Source organism: Butyricicoccus pullicaecorum (assembly GCF_002160355.1).
Classification (GTDB): domain Bacteria; phylum Bacillota; class Clostridia; order Oscillospirales; family Butyricicoccaceae; genus Butyricicoccus; species Butyricicoccus pullicaecorum.
In genome coordinates this window covers 149,781-176,015 of the sequence record NZ_NFKK01000002.1, presented here as the reverse complement: position 1 = coordinate 176,015, position 26,235 = coordinate 149,781, and the positions used below count along the sequence as shown (strand labels likewise).

At 52.4% G+C, this 26,235-nt stretch carries 27 protein-coding genes and 1 tRNA gene; 5 read left to right on the top strand and 23 right to left on the bottom strand.

From position 1 onward, the window contains the following. Positions 1 to 8 precede the first annotated feature (8 nt). On the bottom strand, positions 9 to 761 hold the full coding sequence (locus B5F17_RS02555; protein ID WP_087370437.1) for an HAD family hydrolase: 753 nt from the start codon (positions 759 to 761) through the stop codon (positions 9 to 11). Positions 762 to 999: 238 nt separating this feature from the next. Here B5F17_RS02555 and B5F17_RS02550 point away from each other — a divergent pair, with 238 nt between their 5' ends. From B5F17_RS02550 to B5F17_RS02535, 4 genes are all read left to right on the top strand, one after another. Next, positions 1,000 to 1,878 (top strand): PfkB family carbohydrate kinase, encoded by an 879-nt coding sequence (locus tag B5F17_RS02550; protein WP_162608056.1) that lies wholly within the window; start codon positions 1,000 to 1,002, stop codon positions 1,876 to 1,878. A 96-nt stretch (positions 1,879 to 1,974) separates the two neighbouring features. Further along, positions 1,975 to 3,012 (top strand): LacI family DNA-binding transcriptional regulator, encoded by a 1,038-nt coding sequence (locus B5F17_RS02545; protein WP_016147427.1) that lies wholly within the window; start codon positions 1,975 to 1,977, stop codon positions 3,010 to 3,012. Between the two features lie 532 nt (positions 3,013 to 3,544). Next, entirely contained in the window at positions 3,545 to 4,573 is a 1,029-nt protein-coding gene (locus tag B5F17_RS02540; RefSeq protein WP_087370431.1) for an inorganic phosphate transporter, read from the top strand. A 16-nt stretch (positions 4,574 to 4,589) separates the two neighbouring features. Continuing rightward, positions 4,590 to 5,189 (top strand): DUF47 domain-containing protein, encoded by a 600-nt coding sequence (locus B5F17_RS02535; protein WP_087370427.1) that lies wholly within the window; start codon positions 4,590 to 4,592, stop codon positions 5,187 to 5,189. 104 nt (positions 5,190 to 5,293) lie between these two features. On the opposite strand, the gene B5F17_RS02530 is transcribed toward B5F17_RS02535, so the two are convergent. The 4 genes from B5F17_RS02530 to B5F17_RS02515 form a co-directional block, all read right to left on the bottom strand. Next, positions 5,294 to 6,247, bottom strand: a complete 954-nt coding sequence (locus B5F17_RS02530) for an alpha/beta hydrolase (RefSeq protein ID WP_087370424.1) — start codon at positions 6,245 to 6,247, stop codon at positions 5,294 to 5,296. Positions 6,248 to 6,352: 105 nt separating this feature from the next. Further along, positions 6,353 to 6,817 carry a TspO/MBR family protein gene (locus B5F17_RS02525; protein WP_087370421.1) on the bottom strand — a complete coding sequence of 155 codons (465 nt, stop codon included), beginning with the start codon at positions 6,815 to 6,817 and terminating at the stop codon, positions 6,353 to 6,355. 15 nt (positions 6,818 to 6,832) lie between these two features. Then, positions 6,833 to 7,447, bottom strand: coding sequence for an HdeD family acid-resistance protein (locus tag B5F17_RS02520; RefSeq protein ID WP_087370418.1), 615 nt, complete (start codon positions 7,445 to 7,447; stop codon positions 6,833 to 6,835). A 204-nt stretch (positions 7,448 to 7,651) separates the two neighbouring features. Continuing rightward, a complete protein-coding gene (locus B5F17_RS02515; protein WP_087370415.1) occupies positions 7,652 to 8,506 on the bottom strand; it encodes a Crp/Fnr family transcriptional regulator in 855 nt (284 codons plus the stop codon). 64 nt (positions 8,507 to 8,570) lie between these two features. Between B5F17_RS02515 and B5F17_RS02510 the strand changes: the two genes are divergently transcribed. Then, on the top strand, positions 8,571 to 11,189 hold the full coding sequence (locus B5F17_RS02510; RefSeq protein ID WP_162608054.1) for an S-layer homology domain-containing protein: 2,619 nt from the start codon (positions 8,571 to 8,573) through the stop codon (positions 11,187 to 11,189). A gap of 180 nt (positions 11,190 to 11,369) precedes the next feature. Here B5F17_RS02510 and B5F17_RS02505 read toward each other — a convergent pair. The 18 genes from B5F17_RS02505 to B5F17_RS02420 all read right to left on the bottom strand — a co-directional run bounded on the left by B5F17_RS02505 (position 11,370) and on the right by B5F17_RS02420 (position 26,234). Further along, positions 11,370 to 11,460, bottom strand: a tRNA-Ser gene (locus B5F17_RS02505). Between the two features lie 127 nt (positions 11,461 to 11,587). Next, a complete protein-coding gene (locus B5F17_RS02500) occupies positions 11,588 to 12,196 on the bottom strand; it encodes a hypothetical protein (RefSeq protein ID WP_087370408.1) in 609 nt (202 codons plus the stop codon). Between the two features lie 69 nt (positions 12,197 to 12,265). Then, complete coding sequence (locus B5F17_RS02495) at positions 12,266 to 12,751, bottom strand: hypothetical protein (protein ID WP_016147437.1); 486 nt, start codon at positions 12,749 to 12,751, stop codon at positions 12,266 to 12,268. Positions 12,752 to 12,869: 118 nt separating this feature from the next. Beyond that, entirely contained in the window at positions 12,870 to 14,243 is a 1,374-nt protein-coding gene (scfB, locus tag B5F17_RS02490; RefSeq protein WP_016147438.1) for a thioether cross-link-forming SCIFF peptide maturase, read from the bottom strand. Between the two features lie 127 nt (positions 14,244 to 14,370). Then, entirely contained in the window at positions 14,371 to 14,514 is a 144-nt protein-coding gene (gene scfA, locus B5F17_RS02485) for a six-cysteine ranthipeptide SCIFF (protein WP_016147439.1), read from the bottom strand. Between the two features lie 30 nt (positions 14,515 to 14,544). Further along, on the bottom strand, positions 14,545 to 14,952 hold the full coding sequence (locus B5F17_RS02480) for a TIGR04086 family membrane protein (protein ID WP_087370405.1): 408 nt from the start codon (positions 14,950 to 14,952) through the stop codon (positions 14,545 to 14,547). 56 nt (positions 14,953 to 15,008) lie between these two features. Then, on the bottom strand, positions 15,009 to 15,317 hold the full coding sequence (gene yajC, locus B5F17_RS02475) for a preprotein translocase subunit YajC (protein ID WP_016147441.1): 309 nt from the start codon (positions 15,315 to 15,317) through the stop codon (positions 15,009 to 15,011). Between the two features lie 115 nt (positions 15,318 to 15,432). Beyond that, complete coding sequence (locus tag B5F17_RS02470; RefSeq protein WP_087370402.1) at positions 15,433 to 16,863, bottom strand: CehA/McbA family metallohydrolase; 1,431 nt, start codon at positions 16,861 to 16,863, stop codon at positions 15,433 to 15,435. Positions 16,864 to 17,056: 193 nt separating this feature from the next. Then, complete coding sequence (locus B5F17_RS02465; RefSeq protein WP_087370399.1) at positions 17,057 to 17,908, bottom strand: ABC transporter permease; 852 nt, start codon at positions 17,906 to 17,908, stop codon at positions 17,057 to 17,059. A 33-nt stretch (positions 17,909 to 17,941) separates the two neighbouring features. Then, positions 17,942 to 19,129, bottom strand: a complete 1,188-nt coding sequence (locus B5F17_RS02460) for an extracellular solute-binding protein (RefSeq protein ID WP_087370396.1) — start codon at positions 19,127 to 19,129, stop codon at positions 17,942 to 17,944. Between the two features lie 22 nt (positions 19,130 to 19,151). Then, complete coding sequence (locus B5F17_RS02455) at positions 19,152 to 20,123, bottom strand: ABC transporter ATP-binding protein (protein ID WP_016147445.1); 972 nt, start codon at positions 20,121 to 20,123, stop codon at positions 19,152 to 19,154. A 29-nt stretch (positions 20,124 to 20,152) separates the two neighbouring features. Next, positions 20,153 to 20,995 (bottom strand): ABC transporter permease, encoded by an 843-nt coding sequence (locus B5F17_RS02450; protein ID WP_087370393.1) that lies wholly within the window; start codon positions 20,993 to 20,995, stop codon positions 20,153 to 20,155. A gap of 84 nt (positions 20,996 to 21,079) precedes the next feature. Next, a complete protein-coding gene (locus B5F17_RS02445) occupies positions 21,080 to 21,751 on the bottom strand; it encodes a glycerophosphodiester phosphodiesterase (RefSeq protein WP_087370390.1) in 672 nt (223 codons plus the stop codon). Positions 21,752 to 22,306: 555 nt separating this feature from the next. Further along, positions 22,307 to 23,098: an HAD-IIA family hydrolase gene (locus B5F17_RS02440; protein WP_087370386.1), complete on the bottom strand. Its 792-nt coding sequence runs from the start codon at positions 23,096 to 23,098 to the stop codon at positions 22,307 to 22,309. A gap of 63 nt (positions 23,099 to 23,161) precedes the next feature. Then, positions 23,162 to 23,917: a glycerophosphodiester phosphodiesterase gene (locus B5F17_RS02435; RefSeq protein ID WP_087370383.1), complete on the bottom strand. Its 756-nt coding sequence runs from the start codon at positions 23,915 to 23,917 to the stop codon at positions 23,162 to 23,164. A gap of 29 nt (positions 23,918 to 23,946) precedes the next feature. Beyond that, a complete protein-coding gene (locus B5F17_RS02430) occupies positions 23,947 to 24,534 on the bottom strand; it encodes a glycerol-3-phosphate responsive antiterminator (protein ID WP_016147450.1) in 588 nt (195 codons plus the stop codon). Between the two features lie 62 nt (positions 24,535 to 24,596). Continuing rightward, complete coding sequence (locus B5F17_RS02425; protein ID WP_087370380.1) at positions 24,597 to 24,953, bottom strand: DUF1667 domain-containing protein; 357 nt, start codon at positions 24,951 to 24,953, stop codon at positions 24,597 to 24,599. Between the two features lie 18 nt (positions 24,954 to 24,971). Then, positions 24,972 to 26,234 carry an NAD(P)/FAD-dependent oxidoreductase gene (locus B5F17_RS02420; protein WP_087370376.1) on the bottom strand — a complete coding sequence of 421 codons (1,263 nt, stop codon included), beginning with the start codon at positions 26,232 to 26,234 and terminating at the stop codon, positions 24,972 to 24,974. Position 26,235 lies beyond the last annotated feature (1 nt).

Here is a 26,235-nt window from a genome sequence, read left to right as displayed (position 1 = left end):
ATGTTAGGTCAAGTGATATCTTTTTTGTGATCGTCCTGCAAAACAGGAATAATTTCCATCAAATTCTGAATCCGTACATCGGGTTCAAATCCAGCGTCCCGAAATGCCTGATCCTTATGGTAAGTACGCGGATTATCAATCTGGATCATCAGCGGCCACTCAGCCCATCGGGCACCGCGCACATCGCGTGAGATCGTGTCCCCTACATAGCATGCAGCCTGTCTGTCAACTCCAGCTTCTTTTAGTGCCAGATCAAAGATCTCCCGGCGCGGCTTGCGGATACCGCATTCGCTACTGAGTGTAAGAGTCTGAAAGTATTCTGCAATCCCGTATTCTTCCAGAATACGCGGCACAAACGTCCGACTCATAATGTTAGAAATCACTCCGAGCTGATAGCCCTGTGCTCGAAGCGTCCCCAGCATTTCATGCAAACCTTTACGCGGCGTAATCTGTTTGCGATAGCGGTCAAACAGAAAACTCAGCTGCTCACTGATGGGTTCTAATCCCGGTACACCTGGCAGCATATACTCTGTCCAAATCTGCTCTCCCGGCAGTTCTATCAGATGTTCTTCTACATATTTTTTGTATTTTTTAGCACCGCAGTCTATCTTTTGCAGTAAATCATGCGGTGTTCCCGCCTCTATGCCATGTTCTTCCAGAAGCTCATGCACCAGACTAGCATATCGGACATCTTGTTCCGGTGTGGCATCCTGGACGTGAATTGTTCCGCCGATATCAAAAAATACCGCCTGAATCTTCACAACTACCCTCCTTTTTGCTTTCCGTAAACGTTTCCAACATCTTTAATCAAATCTTATCACCAGCTTGTTTTCCTGTCAACGAGTTTTTACATTTCCTACGTTTTGTTCGATTTAGTTCTTTCTTTTTTGTGCGAATCATACAATAGATTTTCTTTCCTCACCCTGCTATACTTGGTTTTATCGTAATATGATTTACGCAAACGATTTCGTAATGCATTTTCGAAAGGATGGAAGCACTATGAAGTATGATCTTATGTTTATTGGTCCCGCAACACGCGACATCAACATCGATTACACCGGCCAAGTTGTCGAGGAAATCGGTGGCGCAGTCTATTTTTGCACTTACGCCGCGCGTTCTGCCGGTGCAAACGTGTACGCTTCTGTCAAGATCAGTCCCAACGATCCCGATATCCTAGATGCTTTTGATTTGGACACTGACCACATCGCGCTGCTCCCCTCACAAAAGACCACGCTTATGCGTAATACCTATTTTACAGCCGATCGGGAACGCAGAAAAGCCGAATGTCTGGCACAATCCGATTCCATTCCGCTGTCTGATATTCCCGCAATCGACTGCAAACTTTACCACCTGGCAGGATTGCTCTACGGCGATTTTCCGTTGGAACTGCTGGACGGACTGAAAAAACGCGGTATGCTTTCAGCTGATATTCAGGGATTTTTACGCCATAACGAGGATGGCCAGATGAATTTTCACGACTGGAAGGTTAAAAAAGAGCATTTGTCCGACTTTGATTTTCTCAAAACCGACGCAGCTGAAGCTGAGATCCTGACCGGCACCGATGACCGACGCAAAGCCGCCCAGATCCTACACGACTGGGGTGCAAAGGAAATCCTGATCTCTCACAACCAGGAAATGCTGGTCTATGACGGTACCCAGTTCTACACCTGTCCAGTCAAAGCGCGCAATCTTTCCGGCCGTACCGGTCGCGGCGACACCGTATTCGGTGCATATCTAGCACAGCGTGTTCAAAACATCCCTATCCCCGATGCCCTGCTCTTCGCCACTGCTGCAGTTTCCCTCAAAATGGAATCTCCCGGCCCACTCCGTGCTTCCACCGCAGAAGTCTGCGCATATCGCGATACATTTTTCAAATAATCGTTCTTTCCCGATTTCTTCTCCCAAAAAACTTGTATTTTTCCGCGTTTTTCAGTATCATAATGTTAAGAAAAATTTGATAGGAGGATTCGGGAGATGAAACGTGTCACCATCAAAGACATCGCACGCATCGCAGGAGTATCCTACGCAACCATTTCCCGCGCACTCAGCGGTTCCAGCGAGGTCAGCGAACAGACCCGCAAACGAATTCTGGAAATCTGCAAACAGGAGGGCTACCGTACCAACGCACTTGCACGCAGCCTGACCTGCAGCAAAACCAACGTCATCGGTTTGGTTGTTCCGGACATCACCAACCCATTTTATGCAGAACTTGCGCTCGAAATCGAAACATTTGCACGGCAAATGCATTATAACGTTATGCTGTGTAATAGCATCCACTACGAAAATAACATCGGGGAACTTATGGACTTCCTGATCAGTCATCAGGTCGACGGTATCATTCTAGGCAGCTCACGCAACGAGGCGCGTGCCTGCCTGCACGAATACCACAAGACCATCCCTTCGGTGCTTCTGGGTGCATCCATCTCTGATGAAGATGAATATTGTGTCAACGCCGTCAGTGTGGACAATCGCGCCGGCGGGCGCATGGCTGCTGAATATCTGCTCGAGCTAGGTCATCGGGATATCACCTATCTTGGTTTCCGCCCGTCCAGTATTACCCACCAGCTGCGCTATCACGGTTTCCTGCGTGCAATGGAGCAGCGCGGTTTGACCCTCAACGTGATCGAAAACCCAGAAAACAGTTCTTCACTTCAGGCCGGTTATCAACTGGGCAAGCAGCTTTTTGCTCAAGGGCTGACCTGTACTGCGATTTTTGCTGCAACCGATTCGCTCGCACTCGGCGTCATTCAGGCGGCAGATGAATTTAATATCCGCATCCCGGAAGACGTTTCACTGCTTGGCTTTGACAATATCAGCTACGCAGCGCTACCCAAAATCACATTGTCCACCATCGATCAGCGCAAATCTGCTCTGGCCGAATCCGCAGTGCGTCTGCTCGTCTCACTGATTGAGCAACCATCTAACGACGGATACGCACATCACATGATTCGTCCCGCGCTGATCGAGCGTCATTCCTGTGCTGCACTACAGCTTACTAAACCTACACCCTAAAATGCATTAAAAAAGCCGGACATTTGTCCGGCTTTTCCTGTTTATAATCATTGCACCTTCATTCTCGGTGACCTTTCACAAGTCCCCGTATCCTTTTGATTCATCCTCACAGTTTGCTTATCTATTCTCCACAAATATACAATCTCTCGATTGTATATTTCGTACACGTTTACGATTGCGTTTTTCTTCAATTTATCGTATGATATTACTCAGAAAAAATAAGATATTGAAAGGTTGACTGACATGAAAAAGAATTTTTCCAACTTCCTGACCAAGATGGCAATGTTTGAGCTGGGCTGCGATCCTGGTCTGTCCAAGATGTTCGCGCACAACGACCGTCGCTCCAAGTAATTTAAAAGCGCTCTTTATCCTGTATAGAGCGCTTTTTTCTTGTCTTTCGCAAAAAATTCGATTGACATTGCACATGCAATCGACTATACTAAAAGAAAAACCTGGTTGTACATTTCATCCAGGTATTTTTTATTCCCTTTATCGTAAACGTTTTCGTTCTTTTCCATCATCGTAAAGGGAGATGAAATCTTTGCATGCAATTTTCTGGATATTGACCTTATTGGTCTTCTGTTTCACTTACGTAAACGGTTTTCGTGACGGCTGCAATGTCGTAGCGACACTGATCGCCAGCCGCTCCATGAAACCAGCTCCTGCCCTGCTCTTTGCGTCCATTGTCGAACTATTCTCACCTTTCACCGTTCTAATCATTGGCTCAAGTGTGTCCGGTACCATCCAGAAACTCATCGATCCGGCGGCTTACACCGCATCCCACGCGCAGACCATCGGACTATTGTTTTTGTCCTCCGGTCTGATCGCCGCTATTATCTGGAACCTGAGCACGTGGTTCTTCGCCATTCCGTCCTCATCCTCCCACGCACTCATCGGTGGCGTTGTCGGCGCTGGTATCATGGCTTTCGGCTGGCAGTCTGTGTCATGGGGATACTTTTGGACGCGCGTGGTCCTGATGATCTTTCTAACTCCACTGCTCAGCTTTGCAGTCGGCTGGCTCGTGATGAAAGCGCTGCTACGTCTTGGCCGCAGCATGTCCTCCCGAGCCGCCCCGTTTTTCCGCTATGCACAATACGTAAACATGGTTTTTCTGGCCTTCAATCACTCATTCAATGATTCTCAGAAGTCAACTGGTATTCTTATGATCCTGATTGGTATTTGCTTCGGTGCATCACCTGAACAGATTCCCCTCTGGGCAATTGGCAGCGCTGCTTTTGCATTGGCACTTGGCATCCTGACCGGCGGCCTCAAGGTCATCAAAACCGTAGGCACCGGTATCTATCGCGTGCGCCCCATCCATTCATTCACCTCACAGCTGTCTTCCGGACTGGTCATCTTGGGCGCATCGGTTATTGGCGCACCGGTCAGTGCCAGTCAGATCGTCAGCTCATCCATTATCGGTGTGGGTGCCGCTGAGCGCTATAAAGGTGTCAAATGGAACGTTGCAGGTAAAATTCTCATTTCCTGGATCATTACCGTCCCCATCGCAGGCGCCATCGGCGCTGTGCTACTGGCTGTCCTGCGGCTGATCTTTTTATAAATTGGGAGGCTCTACGATGTTACACAAAAAACCAAAAACCAATTTCTATACACTGCTCATCGAACAAGCCGAATGTACGGTCAGCGGTGTCAAGCTGCTGTGCGCATACTGCAATCATCCTGAGGAGACCTGCGGCGATCAGATCAAGGAACTCGAGATGCTGGGTGACCGTAAGCGCAGCCGTCTGATCGCAGCAATTAACGACTCCTTTATTACCCCCATTGATCGTGAAGATTTGTTCCGCCTGTCCGGTACCATCGATGACGTGCTGGACTATGCCTGGTATGCAGTCAAGGAACTGCGCATCTACCACATCAACCCCGATCCTGCAATTGGTGATATGGCAAATCTATTGCTGCAAATGGCCCAAAGCCTGCTTGACTGTCTGCGTATGCTGGAACACAATCCTACGCAGTGCAATGAGCATGCTGTCCAGATCAAGAAAATGGAAAACCGTCTCAATGCACGCTTTCATCAAGCAATGAACGATCTGTTTGAGCAGGATGATATCCGCACCATTCTCAAATACCGTGAGGTCTATGCACACTTCAACCACGCATCGGATAAAGGCGACCATGCAGCCGACCTGTTATTGGATATTCTGGTGAAACGCTAAATATGTAAACAATAAACTGAACCCGAAGGAAATCCCTTCGGGTTCTATTTTTATACACCAACGGTTTTATAAAGGAGCATCAAATACTTCTTGATACATCCGGCTTATGCCAGCTGTCTTAAAAATTCCGCCATCGCGTTCATCGCCTCTCCTGCACTCTTGAGCGGGAACATCTGGAATACATGCCACATATCCGGCCAGCTTTGCAGAACACTGGGAACGCCCGCTGCGATCAATGCTCTGTGCAGTCGCTCGGAGTCAGAATAAAGAATCTCTCGTTCTCCGACTTGAATCAGAACCGGCGGCAGTCCGGACAGCTCTGCAAACAAGGGAGAAAACTGCGGCTGACTGTAATCTGCATCTGGTGCATACGCACTGCGCACTGCCTGGATATAGCTTCCGGTCAGCATCGGGTCTAATGCTTCCCGCTGGATGTAAGAGTCCCCGCTCGCAGTCATATCCGTCCAGGGTGAAAAGAGAATGAGCCGACTGGGCAAAAAGCGTTGCTCTGCCTTGAGCGCAAGCGTCAATTCCAGCGCAAGATTTCCACCTGCGGAATCTCCGACGACAATCACGTCTTTGGCGCCCCAGCCCTGATGCATGAGGTATTCCCAAGCTTCGAGTGCATCTTCCAGTGCGGCAGGGTACGGCGCTTCGGGTGCCAGTCGATACTGAAATGCTAAAACTTCATAGCCGGTCACACTGGCCATCTTCGCCGCCAGTACTCTGGCATAGCCTAGATTGCCGCTCGTGTATCCGCCGCCATGGCAATAGAGAATCACTTTGCTCTTGTCATGTCCGCGTTCCGGACGCACCCAAGCCATAGGCATCTCGCCCAAGGCAAACGGTTCCCAGCTAAAGCCAATGGGAGGCGATACCAGCCGCCCCAAGACTTCCTGACTTTTTCTCTGACGGTTCAGACTTTCTGCGTCCATCTCATCGGGAGACGCTGCACTGTGGATTGTTTTCAGCGCGGCCATCATAGCCTCGGTCATTTTTTGACCCAGCAGCTCGGCTTTTTCCTGCCGATTCTTTGCTGTATTCATTTTAGAATTCATATAGAATCCACCTTTCCTGTACGATTGTATTGTTTTATTCTGACGAATTATAGGACGAAATGCGGTTGGCATCAGCGCAAACCTAACTTTTCCCAAACTGCTGTCTTATGGATTGAGCTGACAGATCACCCAGTTGAGATAGCCTGCAAAGCCAACCCAGAGCAGATAGGGTATCTGCATTCGGGCCGCCAAGCGGCTGATCGGATGGAAGGCGAGAATCATCAGGAAAATGAAGATCCATAGGACGATTAAGCAGGCCAGTGCTGCGGAATATGCGCCAAATCCAAAGAACAACAAGCTCCATGAAAAGTTCAGCACGAGCTGCATGCACCAAAGGAACACTGCCGTCTCAAACCCTTCTCCTCTTCTCCTGACAACATCGGCAAGTCCTAATCCCATTAAGATGTAAAGTACGGTCCAGACGATTGGGAAAACGTATCCCGGTGGTGTGAGCGATGACTTTTCCAGCAAAGGATATATGGTTTCAATACCCGGTGCGGCAAAATAGCCGGCCAAAGCACCCACGCCCAAGGTCAACAATGGGAACAAGAGATATCCAAGTTTTTTCATCATAAACCTCCTAGGCTATGCATGTACTCGTGTTGACCATACGCCAAGCAGCAGTACAATTGCGGCTGTCATCAGATAAATGCCCCACACTGTAGCGAGTGCAAACCAGCTGAAAATCGGATTGACACACATGAACAAACTCAAGAGCACATTCAAACTGCCGCCCAGTGCAGTCCATCCGCGTCCCGGTGTTTTGGGCGCTTCCGACAATGCTGCTGCAAGCTGACTCAGTCCAATTGATGCCGTGAGCACGCCGACCAAAAAGGAACTGGCCATAATCATTTGCAATACACCCGCTGTGCTCATAAGGGCTCCGGTCAGGAGGATACCCGATGCGATCAGCAGCAGAATTCCATTTGCCAATGCCCAGCTATTGCGCAGCTCCTTTGGCAAGCGGAAAAAGAGGATGCTCTGCGATAATCCATACAGGAACAATCCCACGGTGATCAAAAATGCAAGTCCTGTGCCTGCTGCCACGGGAAAAATGAAGATTGCCAGCCCCAGGACTGCCAGAATCAACGCAACTGCCAGCACGCTTTTTTGTGCGGTGCGGTCTGCGCCTTTTTCTTCTTCCACAGGCTCATACGCTGCATCGAATATCGTATACGACGAATTATTTTTCTGTTTCATTTTATCCTCCTACACAATTCCTGTGTGCCCATTCGGTATGATTACAAATGCGCTTTTACTTTCTATCAGCGCGTTCTCTACTTGTTTCTATCATACCATTCGCCGCGTTTTTAAACGGTTGTCCAGACAACGGAACATAAAAAATGTGCCCTGGAGACTGCATGTTGTTCTCCAGAGCACATCTATATAGAAGGGTAAATTTCTTTATTGATTGGGGTCGGGTTCCTCTTCGGTAATCGGCATCTCAATTAAGAGCTCAAATTTGCTTTTTTCAAATTTTAAAAGTCCTTCATCTCGCATTTTACACAGTTCATTGGACATCGCGCTGCGGTCTACAAACAGAAAATCAGCCAAATCCTGTCGATTCAGCGGAATGGCAAAGGTTCTCTTCCCCGCTTTATGGAACTGACCGGACAGATAATCTTGCAGGCGGTCTCTCATCGAACGCCGGATGCTGTCCTCCAGCTTTCGGGTCAGGCGATGCGCCTGCTGCGCGACCGCGACCGTCAGGTTTTGCAGAAAGCGAATCTGTACCGGTGCTGTGAGTACATTCTTCCGCAGCAGCTGACTGACATTCAAAAACAAAATCTCGGTCTCGGCTGTGGTTTCCGCTGAGATATGCAGGCGGTATTCTCCGACAGCGTTGAGTAAGCCGATCGGCTCCCCTTCGCCCAGGTTCTCCATCAGGTTGCTGTTTCCATTTGCACCTATATGGAATAAGTGCAGGTTTCCCGACAGGATGATGCCCACCTGGGTCATCGCGTCGCCGTCCCGCATCACTAAAGTGCGCTTGGGATAGACGCTGCGGTGCGATCCCATCGTTTCCAGTGCTTCCATAATTTCGTCATCTTCCATATTGCGAAACAGCAGCCCTTTTTTCAAAATTTCCAGCATTTTCTCCTGCTCTATCACGTTCTGATCGCTCCTTTCCAATCGTTCTGCTGACAAAACCACTATAACCAAAGCGGCTGTATTTGTCAATGAACTCCACCGTCTCCGAAGTCTCATTTTTTCAAACACGTTGTCTGGACAACCGATTTTCTGCTTCAATTCCTCCATAATGAACTTATCAAGCAAACGACTTCACCGTTCTGCACCTATCATTTGTAAGGAGGAACTCTACATGAAATTCTGGAAAATCCTGCTTGTCGCACTGTGCAGTACCGCTGGAATCAGTGCCGCAAGTGCCGTGGAATCCGACCAAGTCCCCATCGATTCTGATACCTTTCCCGATCCGGCTTTTTTAGATTGGGTCGAGCAGCAGGACGCGGACGAAGACGGCTTTTTGTCTGAATCCGAACGAGACGCTGTCACCAACATGGATCTGCGCAAGCAGGGTATCGAGGACTTGACCGGTCTGGAATGGTTTCAATCTCTGGAAAAGTTAAATTGCAGCGAAAACGACCTAGTAGAGCTGGAAATCATAGATTTTCCCGCACTGCAATCGCTGACCTGCAATGAAAATCCCAGACTGGAAACCCTGACGCTCAGCGATGTCCCGGAACTCGAGCACCTCTATTGCTTTCACTCCAACCTGTCCGAACTGGACTTGCACGACGTACCAAACCTCACCTATCTGGCTTGGGGCGGCAGTCCGCTGGAAGAGTTAGACCTGAGTGAAAATCCCGATCTTCACACCCTGCATGTTCTGGGCGGAAATCTGACCCACGCCGATCTGTCCCACAACGAAAATCTGGACACATTGCTGTGGAATCACACCTTGATTGAAACGCTGGACTTATCGCATCAAACCAATCTTACATACCTCAACTGCACGGACAATCAGCTGACTTCTCTCGATCTCAGCAACAACCCCAAACTGGAAACCATTTATGCCGGAAAAAACAAACTGCTTGCAATTAGAATCCCGGATGGTATCGAACCTTTCTGCGATCTGACCGAACAGCGTCCCGCTGCATTCGATTTGCCCGCAGGTGAAAACGGTTTTCTTCTGAGTGATCTTGTCCCCTGGATGGACGCCGATCAGATAAGTCAGCTCAATGGCGCTGTGCTGCAAGACAACCGTATGCAGCTGGACAACCCCAATCAGACCATCACATATCACTATACCGACGGAGCCGCTGAACTGGATGCTGCGGTGACCGTCACGGGAGAGAATGACTGGCAGGTTCCGCTGCACATTGACAGCTGGACTTACGGAGAACCGGCTGCACAGCCGCAGGCCCAGCCTGCATTCGGCACTGCTGCATTCTTCTACGCGGCTTCCCCCGAGGGCCCGTTCCAGCCAGAAGTCCCCATTCATGCAGGCACCTGGTATGTTCAGGCAATCGTAGAGGAAACCCCTCAGTATGCAGGTCTGGAATCGGTCGCTTCCTTTGAGATCTATCCCGCTCGTCCGGAATACCTCGCCCCAAACATGAAATCGGCAACTTATGGCGATTATCTGGCCGATGTATCGCTTGAATCTCAGTTTTTCTGGGAAAACGGTAGTCTGCGCGTGGGAAACGTCGGTGAGCAAACCCATCTGGCATTCTACGTCCCCAGTGACTTGATCGACTACCAAATGGTAGAGCACATTCCTGTCGTTGTAAACGTATCCCCCTATGACGGCACGCGTCTTCCCATTCCTCAGGTTTCCAGCCGTGCAGAAGCGGAAAACATCGTCATCAAGCACGGCGATTGGATTCTGCAACAGGGAACCGACTACACGACCACACTAGCGTCTCAGGGAAACAACGTCCTATTCACCATTCAATTTCAGGGCAATTACACTGGGACAGTGACCCAAACCTTCCCTGAATCCATCACGAGCGGTGGCAGCGGCAGCACCAACACCGGTAACAGCAGCAATGGTAACACCGGAAGCAGTGGAAGCAACGCGAGCACGACCTTTGTGATCTCCGCACAGGCCACGTCAGGCGGTACGATCAGTCCCGACGGTAAAATCCAAGTGAAGCGCGGCGCTACCCCGCAATTCACCATGCGTGCACAGGAAGGTTATCGACTGCGCGCCGTCCTGATTGACGGAAAGTCGATCGGCGCACAGGAAACCTACCGTTTTGATCCCATATCCAAAAACCACACCATATCTGCTGAATTTGTCCCTGTACGTACACTGCCCACGCCAGACCAAACCGGTGTATCTGATTATCTGGATACCCAAACACACGGTGCTTACGCGTCCGGCTATCCCGGCAATCGGTTTGGGCCCAAGGATGCCTTAACCCGTGCACAAGCAGCTCAGCTCTTCTATTCTCTCTTGAAAGATCAGGACATTTCGATGACAACCCATTTTGCCGATATACCAAGTGATGCTTGGTATGCCAAAGCCGTCAACACTCTGGCCTCTATGGGAATCATTTCCGGTGTCGGTGACGACAAATTCCTGCCTGATCGGCCGATTACCCGCGCAGAGTTTGTCACGATGGCCACGAAGTTCGCACAGCCTTCCCTCAAACACGAACTCGCTTTCCCTGATGTCACACCCGACGATTGGTTTTATGAGAGCGTCATGTGCGCCGCAGATTACGGTTGGATCTCCGGATACCCCGACGGTACCTTTGGTCCCAATCTCCTCGTGACCCGCGCACAGGCAACCGTTATCTTAAACCGTATGCTGGGTCGCTCCGCTGATCGGGACTTCATCGCCCATCACACCGAACTCAAAACCTTTTCGGATGTGCCGGCATCTCACTGGGCCTACTACGACATTTGTGAGGCTGCAAACGCACACACTTATGAACATATAAGTCACATGGAACTGTGGGAAGCATTGCTTTAAAAGCTCTCCCACTGCTGCAGCCTGCAATTCTCCCGTGACTGGTACCCGAATCGTAAATATAAAAAAGGGACTGACCCGCAAGTCAGTCCCTTTTGCAGCTGATCTTCAAAGTGTGAAGTTCCAAGCACCCCAGTCAAACAAAAGAAAAAGCACTGAAACGAGATGTTTCAGTGCTTTCAATGGCGGAGAGTCAGGGATTTGAACCCTGGGTACGGGATTACCGCACACACGATTTCCAATCGTGCGCCTTCGACCACTCAGCCAACTCTCCATCTGTATTTTGTTGTTTTCGCTTCGTCGTTTCGTTCGTATCTCTCAGCGACGATATTTATTATAGCGCATACATCCCCTTTCGTCAACACTTTTTTTCATTTTTTTGAAAAAATTTTTCAGCATCTTCAAAGCCCGAATTTTGCGGCCAAAAACAGCATCGGAATGCGCAAAATCGCGCCGCAGCAGGCCAATAAAGTGCAGAGTGCAATCGCGCTGCGAAACCGTGCCAGCGCATACCAATATCCTTTGCGATTATTCGGGGCATCCTGCCCTGCCAAAAAGCAGGCGGACGCGGTCAGCAAGAGACAGGGCACGGTCACGACCGCGCTCACACCTCCTGTCATCAGCGCCAGCAGCAGTCCGCGCAGCTGTAAGGTACTGAGAAAGGCGCCAGCGGCAAAGGACAGCAGAAAGCCTCTGGCGGCGCACAGGCCGGACAGCAGCAAGCTATGACCGCGCAGCATGCCGCACAGGATGGCAGCGCCCTGCCACGCCAGTGTGCCCGCCAGCGTCCGCGCCAGCAGCATCCACACATTGCCGTCCCCGATTCTGGCCTGCTCCACCATCTGCACCGCAATCTGTTCGAGCAGTGCACCCTCGCTGTGTCCGCTGCGCAGTCCGGTACAACTGCCCGCCAGCGCGCCGCATAGCAGCATAGCGGTCAGGAACACCAAATGCGGCGTGTCCCACAAAATTCGGAGTGAAAAAAAGCTGAGAATCTTCTGTCGTTTCATGGTCTGTCCCTCCTATTGGTACTTCCCCATGCAACAAGGTATTCTCAGCTCGTTTTCAATATGCTATTTTTATTCCGAAATGGTCAGCGTATCCACCAGCGCACGCGCGATATCCTCACAGGGAAGCTTCATATACGACGCAAACCCCTTGCTGTAATCTACCGTACCGTGCAGTGTGCCGTCCTCCTGCTGTGCAGTCTGGACTGCCATGATCTGCGTACCCTTTGCGATACGATCAGCGATGTCAGACACGCTCACGCGGTCGCTGACAGCGATCAGATAACGTCCCGACGTACAGCCGCATACCGGCGCCAGAACAGCAGCCATCTCCTCAGACGGTGCGGCAATCAAAACCACCTCGCCTTTGATGATTGCATTCATGTCATCGGTGAGCAGCTGACAGCCGTTGGCTGCAAATCGCTCGATCTCCGGGCCATCGGCCTTGGACAGAAAAATATTTTCTGCCGGAATCACATCATCTTTCAAAAGTGCGTCCACGGCACGGGAAAGATGGTCGCTCGTACCAAGGCACGCAATTCGGATCTTATGTGCCATAACTCATTCTGCCTTTCAAAACAACATTGCTTAACGTGTAATCTCCACGCATATTATATGATAAAGTAACCAAATTTTGCAATGCAATTTCTCGCAGATCGCACAAATTCGTTTGGTCTTACAAATCGCTGTCCATGGCTTCGACTGCTTTGAGGTAGATTGCACATTCCAGACGCTTCTTTTCCATCTTGCATCCCATCTCATACGGGACGTTCAGATCGTGGCTGAAATTGTGATTTGCCGCAGAGCAGCCGCCCGAGCAATAGAACTTTGCCCAGCAATCGCCGCACTTCTCGCGGGTATAGATGTTCATGGACGCAAACTTATGCGCGATGTCCATGTCGAACGAACCGTCCAGAACCGAACCCTGCTTGAATGCCTCGTTGCCAACGAACTGGTGGCAGGGGTAGATGTCACCTTCGGGCGTAACCGCAACGTACTCATAACCGGCACCACAGCCGCGCAGACGCTTAACAACGCAGGGACCCTGGTTGAGGTCTACCATGAAGTGGAAGAAGTGGAAGGGCTTGCCCTCCTTGCGGCGTGCCTCCATGATATCGGTCAGGCGATCGTACTCGGCATAGATCTTGTCCAGATCAGCCTCGGTCAGCTCGTAGCCGCAGCCGTCCTCAGCCGCAACCGGCTCAACAGACAGGCGGTCAAAGCCCTCGTCTGCAATATGTACGACATCCTCTGCAAAGTCCAGGTTCTTGCCGGTGAAGGTACCGCGTGCGTAGTAGTCCAGCTTGGGATCACGCTTCTCGACCAGCTTCTGGAACTTGGGCACGATGATATCGTAGCTGCCAGCACCCGAAACGGTCTTGCGCATCTCGTCGTTGACCGACGGACGGCCATCGAGCGACAGAACTACGTTATCCATGTTGGCGTTGATGTAGTCAATCTTCTCGTCGTCGAGCAGCAGGCCGTTGGTGGTGATGGTGAAGCGGAACTTCTTGCCGTGCTCCTCCTCGATCGAACGCGCATAGTCAATGGTCTGCTTAACCGTATCCCATGCCATGAGCGGCTCGCCGCCGAAGAAGTCGACTTCGATGTTGCGGCGCTTGCCCGAGCGTGAGATAACAAAGTCGATTGCCTTCTTTGCCACCTCAAACGGCATAATCTTACGGCCGGTGCCGAAGTCGCCGGTGGATGCGAAGCAGTACTGGCATCTCAGATTGCAGTCATGTGCGACGTGCAGGCACAGTGCCTTGACCGGTGCGCCGACCGGAATGTACTTGGACACGTCAATGTAATCGTCGTCCGCGAACAGCTGGCCGTTCTTCTTGAGGTCGTACAGCTCTGCGTACGCCTCGCGTACAGCCGCTGCGTCGTACTGCGGCAGCGCCTCCACAATGGCGTCCGGGCAGGTTTCGGTCATCTTCTCATCGATCAGGCCGGATACCGCGTAGGATACGTCGTCGAGCAGGTGCACGGCACCGCTATTGACATCCAGCAGGAAATTCAGGCCTTTCTTGGTAAAACGATGGATCATCGCTTGTTCCTCCGTATCTATGATGGTTCTGTGTTATCGGAAAAAGGATTTTGGGAATGTACGGGTCATCTGACACAAAACAGCGAGGCGCACCATCCGGCACGCCCCGCAGCTCGATTCCTCGAAATTACTTGCTCTGCTCGCACTTCTGGTTTGCAACGGTGCAAGAAGTCTTGCAAGCGGACTGGCAAGAAGTCTGGCACTCACCACAGCCGCCGTGTGCTGCAGTCTGCTTCAGGGTTGCGGAAGTCAGGGTCTTGATATGGGTCATGATACGTACCTCCCGTTTTTTAGAATATGTTTATTTTCTGCGTTTTTTATGCTGCCGACGACGTCGGGCACCCAAAACGCCGCCCACCGCCGCACTGGCGATGGTCAGAATCGCGTTGATCAGCAGGCGCGAAAGCTGCACCTGCTCACCAAACCACGCGAAACTCAAAATTGCAAGGCAGGCAAACACAATCACTCCGGCAGCCAGACCCCAGAGGGGCTGCCACGCAGATGAACGCTTGGCCGCGAGGAACGCGGCGCACAGACTGCCAAGCACCAGACACAGATCGGCCCAAAGCGCGATCTTGTCCGCCGGAAGACCGCCCATCAGGACGGCCAGCGCACAGGCGGCCATCAAGGCCAGCGTGAGCGCAAATCCGGTCAGCACGGCTGCACCGAGTACAGCCGGTACCGACGGCCCGGATTGATTTTTGTTCATAGAGGTCCCTCCCGCCCAAAGAACTTTGCTATCAAGCTATTCGGCGGGCGACGACATTATGCCTTCGGCTCTTCGACCTTGTCAGTCGGAGCTGCCTCCTTACCGCGGATTGCCCAGCGATACAGCTTGAGCTTGGTGCGGTCAGCAGAGGTCTCAATGACGAGGGTATCCTCCTTCAGGCTTACGACCTTACCAATGAAGCCGCCGATCGTGGAAATCTCATCACCGACCTGGATCGAATTTCTCATGTCACGCTCAGCCTTATCGCGCTTGCGCTGCGGGCGGATGAGGAAGAAATAGAAAATCACGACCATCAGAATGATGGGCAAGAATGTTCCTAAAATCTGGCTATAGTTGTTCAGCATCTGTAAAACACCTCCTACCGTATAACATCAGTACTACCATTATATACAAGCGGAGGCAAAATTACAAGCCCTAAAAACTTTGTAACCGCTGTCTTTTGGTTGGAACGCGTCACAATCAGGCGAAGTAGACCGGGCTGGACATGGCAAGCAGCTGACCGTACTGTCCGTCCTTGTCACCATATAGCTCAACACGCAGCCAGCGGTCGCCCTCAGCCTGCACGCAGAACAGGTCGCCGCGGTACGGATACTTCTTGGTGCCCGCAGGGCCGGTCAGTGCAATCTCGCGCACCTCGATGCCCCACTTCTCCCACATATCCCGGCGTTCGGTCAGGCGCACGTCCACGCGCACTTCGCATGCACCGGTCTTGAGGGTATCACCCAGATTGTATTCTTTGCCGTCCTGACGGACTTCGATGTCCATGGTGGGGCCAAGGGTCACATACGTGCGTCCGGCGCGCAGCGCATCCAGCGCATTCTCCTGCGTGACCTTGCCCTCAGGCAGTCCCAGATAGGTTGCCGTGGTGATGACATCCTCACTGTCCTTACAGTGCCAGTCACGGCCAGCCGTGCAGGCCAGATGATGTCCCTCATTAAGCAGCTTGGTCCACCACTCAATCGCCATGATGTTCTTGGTGCGCACCATCGGGTCTTCCTGCGACCAGACCTCGATATAGGTAATATCATCCCAGTTCTTGACCTTAAAATCCCAGCGGCAGCCCGCACACATCGGCGCACCGATATTGAACGGGTGTGCAATGCCCGCGATACCGCCCGCCTCACGAATCTGTGCGGTGTAAGTATCGATATCCTCAGGCAGGGCAAAGCGCCAGTCTACGTAGTGCTCACAGCCCAGCACCAGCATGTGACCAAAGAAGGTCGTCCACTCAATACCACGGATGGCCGGCACGGTCTCAGCGGCGAGCTCCGGCGTCAGCTCGGCCTGTCCAGCCTCGGTATTGTGATCGGTCAGCGCAAAGCCGACATAGCCGTAATCCTTGACCGCATGCGCCAGATCGTGCACCGTAAACCGACCGTCCGAGTGCAGCGTATGGCAGTGCATCTCAAAGGGACGATAGGTATAAGCAGGCTTGTCACAGCCGATGACGGTCAGGTGGTAGGTCAGTTCATGTTCCGGGATGGCTGCCTGCACATTGAGCACGATGCGCCAGTTACCCTTTGCTGCCTTATGTGCAAAAAATCCGCGGGACGAGCCCTGTTCGGAAATCACAATGACCTGTTCCGGGTCATGGCGATGGGCACAGCCTACATACTCACCCTCGTGGTCAAGTGAGAAGGTGACAAAGTTCATCAGTACCTTGCACTCGTCCATATCAGCCGGGAACAGCTTGCGTCCGGTCCAGCCGTTCTTATCCATACCCTTCTGTACCTCACGGGCAACCAGATCAGGGTCGGAAATGGTCTTGGGGCTATATTCACACACAAACTCCAGGTGATCGTAGTCGCGTTCGGTCTCGAACGAAATAATACGGTTGGTACGGTCATCTTCGGGATGGAAGACAAACTCTTTTTGCAGCAAAATTTCCATCTGGGAATTCTCCTCTTTGCAAGTAATATCGTTCTATTTTCTTACCCTTATCATACACCGTGTACCGGCACAGGGGAAGAGTCATTTGCGCATCCGCGGTCAAAAAATATACCCGATTTTTGTCTCTCTGCTTTTCAGCGTATGAAAAAAGAGAGGAGCCTGAAATTGGCTCCTCTCCTCCACTGCGTATGTGTTATTCCCACTCTTTTTCTTTCAGGTTGGTATAGATATAGATACCAGCCGAAACCGAACAGATCAGGAACATGATAACCGACAACGCTGCCGACCGGTTGTAATCCAGATAGCGGTTAAACTGGTCGTACAGGGCGATGCCGAGCATCTTCGGGCTATTGCCGCCAATGAGGTACGGGGTGGTGAACGAACCGACGTTGGTCATGAACACGAAGGTAGCTGCTACGACAACGTCCTTCATCGACAGCGGCAGAATCATCGTGCGGAATACACGCATCCGGCTCGCGCCGACGTCACGCGCGGACTCGATGACCGAATCCGGGATCGCGCCCAAACCAGCTGTGATCATCAGTGCCGCGAACGGGATGTTGAACCACAGGTTCATGATGATCAGGCCGCTGGCATGATACATCATGGCCGGTTTGAAGTCGTAGTTGAACAGGAGCTGTGCAATACGGTTGATGACGCCGGTATCACGGATAATGGTGATCATTGCATAGACCGCAACCAGACCGGGGATGAAACGCGGCAGCAGGTAGAGCGTGCCGATGGCCCGGGAGATCGGGGACTTGACAAAGCGCAGGTACAGCGCCAGCAGATACGCAATGACGATCGCCAGTACAACCGTTACAACAACGACATACAGCGTAAAGCCGATGTTCTTCAGCTGCGATTCAGTTACAAAGAAATGCTTGTAGTTTTCCAGTGTAAATTCGCCCGTTTTTCCATCCTGAAAGCTCATGATGACAGACGACAAAATGGGGTAGGCAACGGTCAGCATGACCACCAGGAACGCCGGCAATACCAGAGCGTACCCGATGAGCATTCTCTTTCTAGAATTTGTTTTATTCATAATCAATTACCTCGGACACAAGATTTGTAGGCGTTAACCGAGTGTACCGATCTCCTCATCCCAACGTGCGTTCAGGTCGGTAACCAGATCGCCCAGGGCCTGCGTACGGAAGTTGGAAACGTCCATGCTCATCAGTTCTTCTGCGCCAGTCAGGTCAACACCTTCGGTTACCAGCGGGATCGCTGCCATATCCTGTACCAGGATGGTCTGTGCCTCAGGCGAGAGCAGGTAGTCGATGAATGCGAAGCCGCCTTCCTTGTTGCCGCTGTAAGAGGGAACTGTGATACCCTGTACAGAACCGGTGAAAGAGGGCTCGATGGTGGTAATCTTGATCTTCTCGGGAACGGTGCCAGCCTTACGCTGAGACAGAACCATGTCTGCCCAGTTCGGGCACATGTCGATCTCGCCCTGGGTCAGCAGGTCCAGAGTACCCTGGTTCTTGTTCGGGTAAACAACGCTGCTGCCGGACTTGTACATGTACGGATGCAGCTCCTTGAGGAATGCGAAGCCCTCATCCCACTGCTCCATCCACTTGGGATCGTTGCTCATCAGCGCGCTTTCATCGTCGATGAAGTTATAGATAGAGGTACGAACGAAAGAGTCACCAGCGCCGCCGGTACCCGGAGTGTTGTATGCGAAGCGGCCCGGATGTGCCTTGATCCACTCAACCAGCTCGTCCATCGTGGTCGGTACTTCGTCTTCCGGAACGGTCTCGGAGTTATACGCCAGGATAACGGTGGTGCCGCGGTACGGCTGGATCTTGCCCTTGGCTGCTACCGGCTCTGCGGTCACGCCTTCAGCGTTCGGGATCTTGCTCATGTCCAGATCTTCCAGGACGCTCTCGTCGGTCAGGGACAGGATCTTGGTCAGGTCGTCGTCGCCCAGGTCAACAACGTCGAACTCGGTGTCGGTCTGGCCTGCCTTGTATGCTGCAACCAGCTGGTCAGCCAGAGTGCCGCCGCCAGTACCGGACAGGATGAAGTTCAGCTTTGCTTCGTAAGTGCCTGCATATTCAGAATTTGCATTAAAGTCGGAAACCAGCTTCTCAAAAGTCTGACGAACGTTATCCGAACCGGTTGCCCAGACCTGTACGTCCTTAACAGTACCGGTCTCGCCGCCGCTCTCGCTCGTACTTGCATCCTTGCTGCCGCCGCAGCCTGCCAGCGTACCGACGAGCAGTGCAGAAGCCGTCAGAATCGCAAACAATCTCTTAGTATTCATAGATCTCTTCCTCTCTTTCCTCTTATTCGGTGAACGTGTGGTATTTCTCGAAGTTCAGACCGACCGGATCGCCTACTTCCAGCTGATCAGAAATTTCACGGTTGACGAAGCACTTGATGACGTCGTCACCGCACTGCACGTTAACAGATACGTAGTGTCCGAGGACCATGATGGTTCTCACCTTGCCGTTAACCATGCCGCTGCCGCCTACTACTACATTAACATTCTCCGGTCGGACTGCGATGGTCTTGTCTCCATCCTTGATGAAGTTCATCTCGCCGATGAAGGATGCAACGTACTTGGAATTGGGGTTGTCATAGATCTCGGTGGGCGAGCCGACCTGCTCGAACTTACCCTTGTTCATGACAACGATTCTGTGAGAAAGCGTCATTGCTTCCTCCTGGTCGTGGGTTACGAATACGACCGTGATGCCCAGATCGGACTGGATCTTCTTGAGCTCCTCACGCATCTGCTGACGAATCTTCGCGTCGAGTGCCGAGAAGGGCTCGTCGAGCAGCAGCATGGAGGGCTTGAGGAGCAGCGAACGTGCGATCGCGATACGCTGCTGCTGGCCGCCAGACAGCTGGCTCGGATACTTCTTCTCGCTGCCGGACATGGAGACCAGCTTTAAGATGTTCTTGATATCCTCATCGATCTGTGCCTTGGGAATCTTGCGCAGCTTGAGGCCGAATGCAAGGTTCTCGTAAATGGTCATGTGAGGCCACAGGTTATAGCTCTGGAATACCATTGCGGTCGGGCGCTTCTCAGGCGGCAGACCGACGATGCTCTGACCGTCAATGGTGATGTCGCCGCTGGTTACGTCGTGGAAGCCGCCGATTGCACGCAGGATGGTGGTTTTACCGCAGCCGGAGGGGCCAAGGAAGGAAACGATCTCGCCCTCGTAGATATCCAGATTGATATGCTCGACACCGTCACCGTTGTCGTACTTTTTGGTCATATCTTTTAGCTGCAGCTTGATTTTTCTCTCGCTCATATGCGTCTAATCCTCCAACATATCTCAGATTATTTCATCTTGAAGCCGCCCGCGATGGCATCGGGGCCGATATACTTGCGCATCAGGAAAATCATGACAGCCGACGGGATCATCAGCAGTACGCCGAATACAGCGCCCGCCTGTCCGGGATAGTCCATGATAATGCCGTACATCTCGACCGGCATGGTAGTGATGCGTCCCATACCGACGAGCAGGGTGCCCTGTGCCTCCTCCATGGAGCCGAGGAAGGTGTAGAGCGTTGCAACCGCGATACCGGGCATTGCCATCGGCAGGGTGACTTTGAAGAAGGTACGGATGGGGCCTGCGCCAACGTCACGCGCTGCTTCTTCCTGCTGCGGGTGAACGGTGCGGAATGCGCTCGACGGCAGCCATACCATGAACATCATGGTCGTAATCATGTGGATGATGACGACGCCTGCGAGGGTACCCATCAGGTTATACTTGTAAAACAGAACGCCGATCGAAATGAAGATACCGATCTTCGGGAAGGCGTTGGTCAGCAGGAAGGACAGCATGAACAGCTTTCTGCCCGGATACTTAAAACGCGCCAGGGAGAATGCTGCCGGGATACAGATGATCATCGAGCAAACCGTGGTGATGATTGCTACAACGAAGGACTGTACCATAGAAGATTTCAGACTGTTCTGCTGGAAGATGAAATCCCACCAGTAAGTACCCCACTCGGTTGCCAACAGGTGCGGCGGTTCGTATTCATTTGCGAACGCCATCATAATCATGTTGAGCAGCGGGCCGTAGAAAAACAGGATAAACACCGCCAGAACGATGAACTCCCAGAATTTCTTTTTGCCGACCGCGAAGTAGAAGCGTTTGGGATTTAAATACTTGAACATACTTTTCGATCACCTACTCTTCTTGTTCTCTTTCTCTGCGTCCGCCGGTGACAGCGGATTCTTTTTCCCGGAAACCTGCCGGGTTCAGCCGTCAATCGCACCGCGCACAAGTTCCGGTGCACGGCTTGTGATGTTTTCGATGCACTTTGCCTTGGCAACTTCTGCTGCCCGCTCCGGATCGTTGATGGTCCAGGCCGAAACGACAATGTCGTTCTTGTCCATGACCTGCATAAATTCCGGTGTGCAAAGTCTTTCGTGTACGTTGATCACGCGGAATCCATATTCGCGACACAGGTCGGCGGCTTTCTGCATGTCCTGTTCGGTCAGCACTTCGCCGTCCTGCAGCCGATCATATAATCCCGGCATGAGTTCTTCGATGTTGATGTAAATAAGCACGTCCCTTCTCAGAGTTTCGTCCATACGGACACGCTCTAAGCTGACAGTTCCAGAAAAAATAAGACGCTGTAACAAACCATGCCCCCTTGCAAGGTCTATCACAGCATTCTCCAAATCGGGCTCCTTCAAATCACAATTGATCCACTTGTCAGTCGGTGCGACCAGTGCAAACACCGCGTCCAGCGCAGGTGCGTCCTGACCGTCCAGGATTGCGTCGTGGGAAATTGCAAGGATGCCGTCTTTTGTTTTCCGTACATCAACTTCCAGCGCATCCGCATTCGTCTGCAAGGCATGGCGAACGAATTCAAGTGAATTATCCGGTGTGCCGTCGCAGCCAGAATGAGCTGTAATGTGTACCAAGTTTCTTCACCTCCAAAAGTATCTGTGAGGAACTGTCCTCACAGGGTCCAATTCGCAGGTTTGAGAAAGCTGTACGTTATTTAGTTTTTCAGATGCCCGAATGGGCAGCGGCAACCAAAGGTGTGGGGTGATGAAGTCCACAGCCTATTGATTATGAAATATAAACAACAAACAACTTTTTACGAATTGGGAACTGTCTACATTGCACATGATATCATGCAAACCTCCAAAACGCAATCATTCTGCGCAAACATTTTTGTAGAAAATGACATTTCATCGACTTTTATAATTTTTTTTAAAAATCTTTGTCTATTTTGCAGGTTGTTTCCTTTGCAAAACACCTTGATTTTTAAACTTCATGGCATTCTATCTAATTTGTGTTTCCAGAAAGCATGACCTTATAAAATCGGCAACCTGTCGGTACAAAAACGTCCGGCGCGTGATTTGCCTGCCGCTCGAAGGCAAGTGTATTCTACCACAGATTGTGCATACATTTCGACCAACAAGCTGTCAGGTTTTTGCAAAATGTCTGTAAACTTGACAGCCTGTTTTTGCTCACAATGCCGCAAGCAGCGCCGCCGGATCGTCCAGCACCAGATCAGGCTGAAACCTGGTGGTTTTGAGATCGTCCAAACCGGCCTCTCCCGTGAGCAGCAAACAGGTATCCATTCCCGCAGCCAGACCGCACGCAATGTCGGTGTACAGGCGGTCTCCGACCACCAGCGTCTGTTCCCTGCTATAACCGGTCTCCTCCAGGCACAGCTCGGCCATCCGGGCTGCCGGTTTGCCCAGATAAACGGGCTCTTTTCCGGTCGTCGCGGTCAGCATACCGCAGATTGCGCCGCAGTCCGGGATGAATCCGAACGGTGCCGGACAGCGCAAATCAGGGTTTGTGCCATAAAACGGCACGTCGGTGCGCTGGAGTAATTCTGCCGTGCTGCACAGCTTGTCATAGGTCAGTTCCCCGTCATATCCGACCACGATACACGCCGGATTGTCCACAAGTTCGGTCACAATCTGCAAGCCAAACGACCGCAGTTCTTCCACAAACGACTGTGTTCCCTGTGCATAGATGGTCTGTGTTCCGTACCGATCACACAGCGTGCGCGCGGTCACATAGGACGCGGTCACAAACTGGCGCTCCTCGGTCTGCAAGCCGAACACCTCGACAAACCGTTTGACGTAATGACTGCGGCTGCGCGTAGAGTTGTTGGTGATAAACAGACTGGTCCCGCCTCTGCGCTCGATTTCCGCGAGCAGTTCCCGCGCACCCGGCAGCAATTCATCCCCTACCGCCAGCGTTCCATCAATATCGAACAAAAACAGTCTCTTGTCGGACAGATTCATCAAAATATCCCCCTGATTTTGAAAAAAGCCGCGCAGAATCTGCGCGGCTTAAATGGTTTTAAATTAAAGTGCAGCGTTGTGCGCGGCAATGAGCTCGCCTGCCATATCCGGATAGTTGGAAATGATGCAGTCCACGCCCTGCGCAATCATGTCGCGTACATCCTCCTCGGTATTGACCGTCCAGGTATTGACCTCCTTACCCATCGCGTGGTAGGCATCGGTCAGGTGACGCTGGTATTGCAGCAGGCACCAGCGCGGATGGATGGCATCCGAAATGGTCTGCGAGAAGTAGTACTCCGGGTTGTGAATGGGCTTGTCATACAGCAGACCGGTCTTGATCTCGGGATTCATGCGCTTGCACGACTCCATCGAGATGTGGTTAAACGAGGACAGAAAGACCTGATCCTGCATCTGAAAGCGCTCGATCTCACGGATGACCGCCTCTTCCAGACCGGGATAAAAGACCTCATAATTTTTGAGCTCCAGATTGCACACCTTATGCGTCTGCTTGCAGAAATCCAGCAGCTCTGCCCAGGTCATCATGGTCTGACCGGCAAACTCTGCGCCCTTCCAAGAACCCAGATCAAACTGGCACAGCTCCTCATAGGTGTAATCCTTGACGTAGCCCGTGCCGTTGGACGTGCGGTCGAGTACCGGGTCGTGAATGATAACCAGCTTACCGTCCTTGGAGAAGTGAACGTCGCTCTCAAAGCCGTCACAGTTGGTCTTTTCGACCGCAGCCTCAAAGGCAACACGGGTATTTTCCGGGTAATAACCGGAAAAACCACGATGAGCCAGACTTAAAATCTTCTTTGCCAAAGCGTATCCTTCCTTTCCTGTACGCCGCGTCAGGACTGACCGATCGGCAGCGTCCAAAGGGAACGATCCGAGGTCGAAATACCCCGCGCACCCGCAGAAAACGCCTGATTTGCGTCCACCGCACTGCGCACCAGTCCACCCGCGACCACAGCCGCGCCGGTCTCCCGGCAAAACGACTCGATCAGGCTGGGCGGCAGAATGCCCGGCATAAGCTCGACAAAGTCGGGCGACACGTTTCCGCTGACCTGAATAGCCTTCTGGTAGGACTGTCCATCCATGATGAAGCAGCGCAGCGCCGCGAGCATACCATATTCACGGATGGTACGCACCAGGTTGTTCTTGGTCGTAATGACACCGTCCGGGCGCACGATCTCGGCCAGAATCTGGACACCGTTGGCATCGCGTGCGATTCCTTCGGCCAGATCCAAGTGTACAAATACGATCTTTCCTTTCTGCTGCAAGCGGCTGACCATTTCCTTGACGTCAAACAGCTTGCCGCCCAGCAGAAACACAACCGCGCACGGCGATTCTGCCGCGACCGCCGCGTCCTCAAAGGAGTGCACAGCCGCAATAATCGGATGTTTTGCAAGGGCTTCTCTTAAATTTCGACTGGACATCGTTTTCCCTCCCGCTTTTCCGTTCGTTCTGTCATCCGGCCGCAGCGGGTCAATCGGTTCCTTTACGCCAGCGATTCCGACGCGATGACATCCACGCCGGTACCGCACACATCGGCTACGATCACATCGCCGATCTGCACCGGAGCGCTCACGCGCGTGCCGTACAGCACACGCATGGCGTCAAAAATCTTATCTTTCGGGATGGCGCTGCGCGTGCGCACAGCCAGCATCCGGCGGCGATCTTCCACCGTGACGGTCGAAGTCAGCATGCGCTCAGGGCGCAGCAGCTCGGCCTCGGCATATGCCGCACCGCGCTTACAGGTATTGCCCGTCACCGACAGGATTTTTCCATCCTCAACCGTTACCGTCAGCGCACAGCCGCGCGGACAGACGACACAGGTCATATTTTTTGTTTCCATTGCACACCCTCCCAGGACTCACTTGGCCGGGCGCAGACCGATTTCCACCGTCTGACCCACGAGTTTTTCCGCAAGCTGACGGGTGATCTGCACCGATTCCATCTCACCGGGTGCCGCCTGCGGCACGCGCTTGTGATAGACGACGTTTCCGTCTACCTTGACCTCGAGTTCCATGTCGGTGAAGACATCGCTGACGCGGAACAAGAACTTTTCGTCATAGCTCAGCGCCGCCGGATCGATGGTGGAGGGCACTACATAGCGTACACCAAAACCGGGCTTTACGTCAAGCGTATGGGCACCGTCCGTGCGCTGACCGAGGGCGTATTTTGCCGCACCGCGGCCTGCCAGACGGCTCTCGATGGTGACAAAGTCGACCAAATCGTGTACATGTACGACGTTGCCGCAGGCAAAAATGCCCTCACAGCGGGTCATCATGGACTGATCGACAAAGGGTCCGTTTGTGATGGGGTTGATCGGAATATCAGCTGCCGCGCTCAGCTCATTCTCGGGAATGAGGCCGACCGACAGAAGCAGGGTATCACAGGGTACATACTCGAAGGTCTCCGGGATGGGACGTCTCTTTTCGTCCACCTGTGCAATCACGACGCCCTCGACGCGCTCACGTCCGCGCACCTCAACAACCGTGTGCGACAGGCGCAGCGGAATGCCGAAATCGTCCAGACACTGCACAATATTGCGCTTGAGGCCGCCTGAATACGGCATGACCTCGAGCACCATCTTGACTTCTGCACCTTCCAGCGTCATGCGGCGTGCCATGATGAGTCCGATATCACCCGAACCCAAAATGACGACCTTTTTGCCCGGCATATAGCCCTCGATGTTGACAAAGCGCTGTGCCGTGCCGGCGGTGTAGACGCCCGCCGGACGGGTGCCGCCGATACCGACTGCACCGCGGCTGCGCTCACGGCAACCCATTGCCAGCACAATCGCACCTGCCTGAATGGTCAGAATGCCGTCCTTGCTGTTGACCGCGGTGACAACACGATCCTGCGAGATGCTCAGCACCATGGTATCGCACTTGTACTCGATGCCCAGCTCGTCGACCTGTGCATGGAAGCGTGCGGCATACTCCGGGCCGGTCAGCTCCTCGCCGAAGATGTGCAGACCGAAGCCTGCGTGGATGCACTGCTGCAAGATACCGCCGACATCGCTGTCGCGTTCCAGGATGAGGACGTCGTCACAGCCGTTTTCCTTGGCTGCGACTGCGGCAGCAAGACCCGCCGGGCCGCCGCCGATGATGACTACACTGCGTTTTTCCATT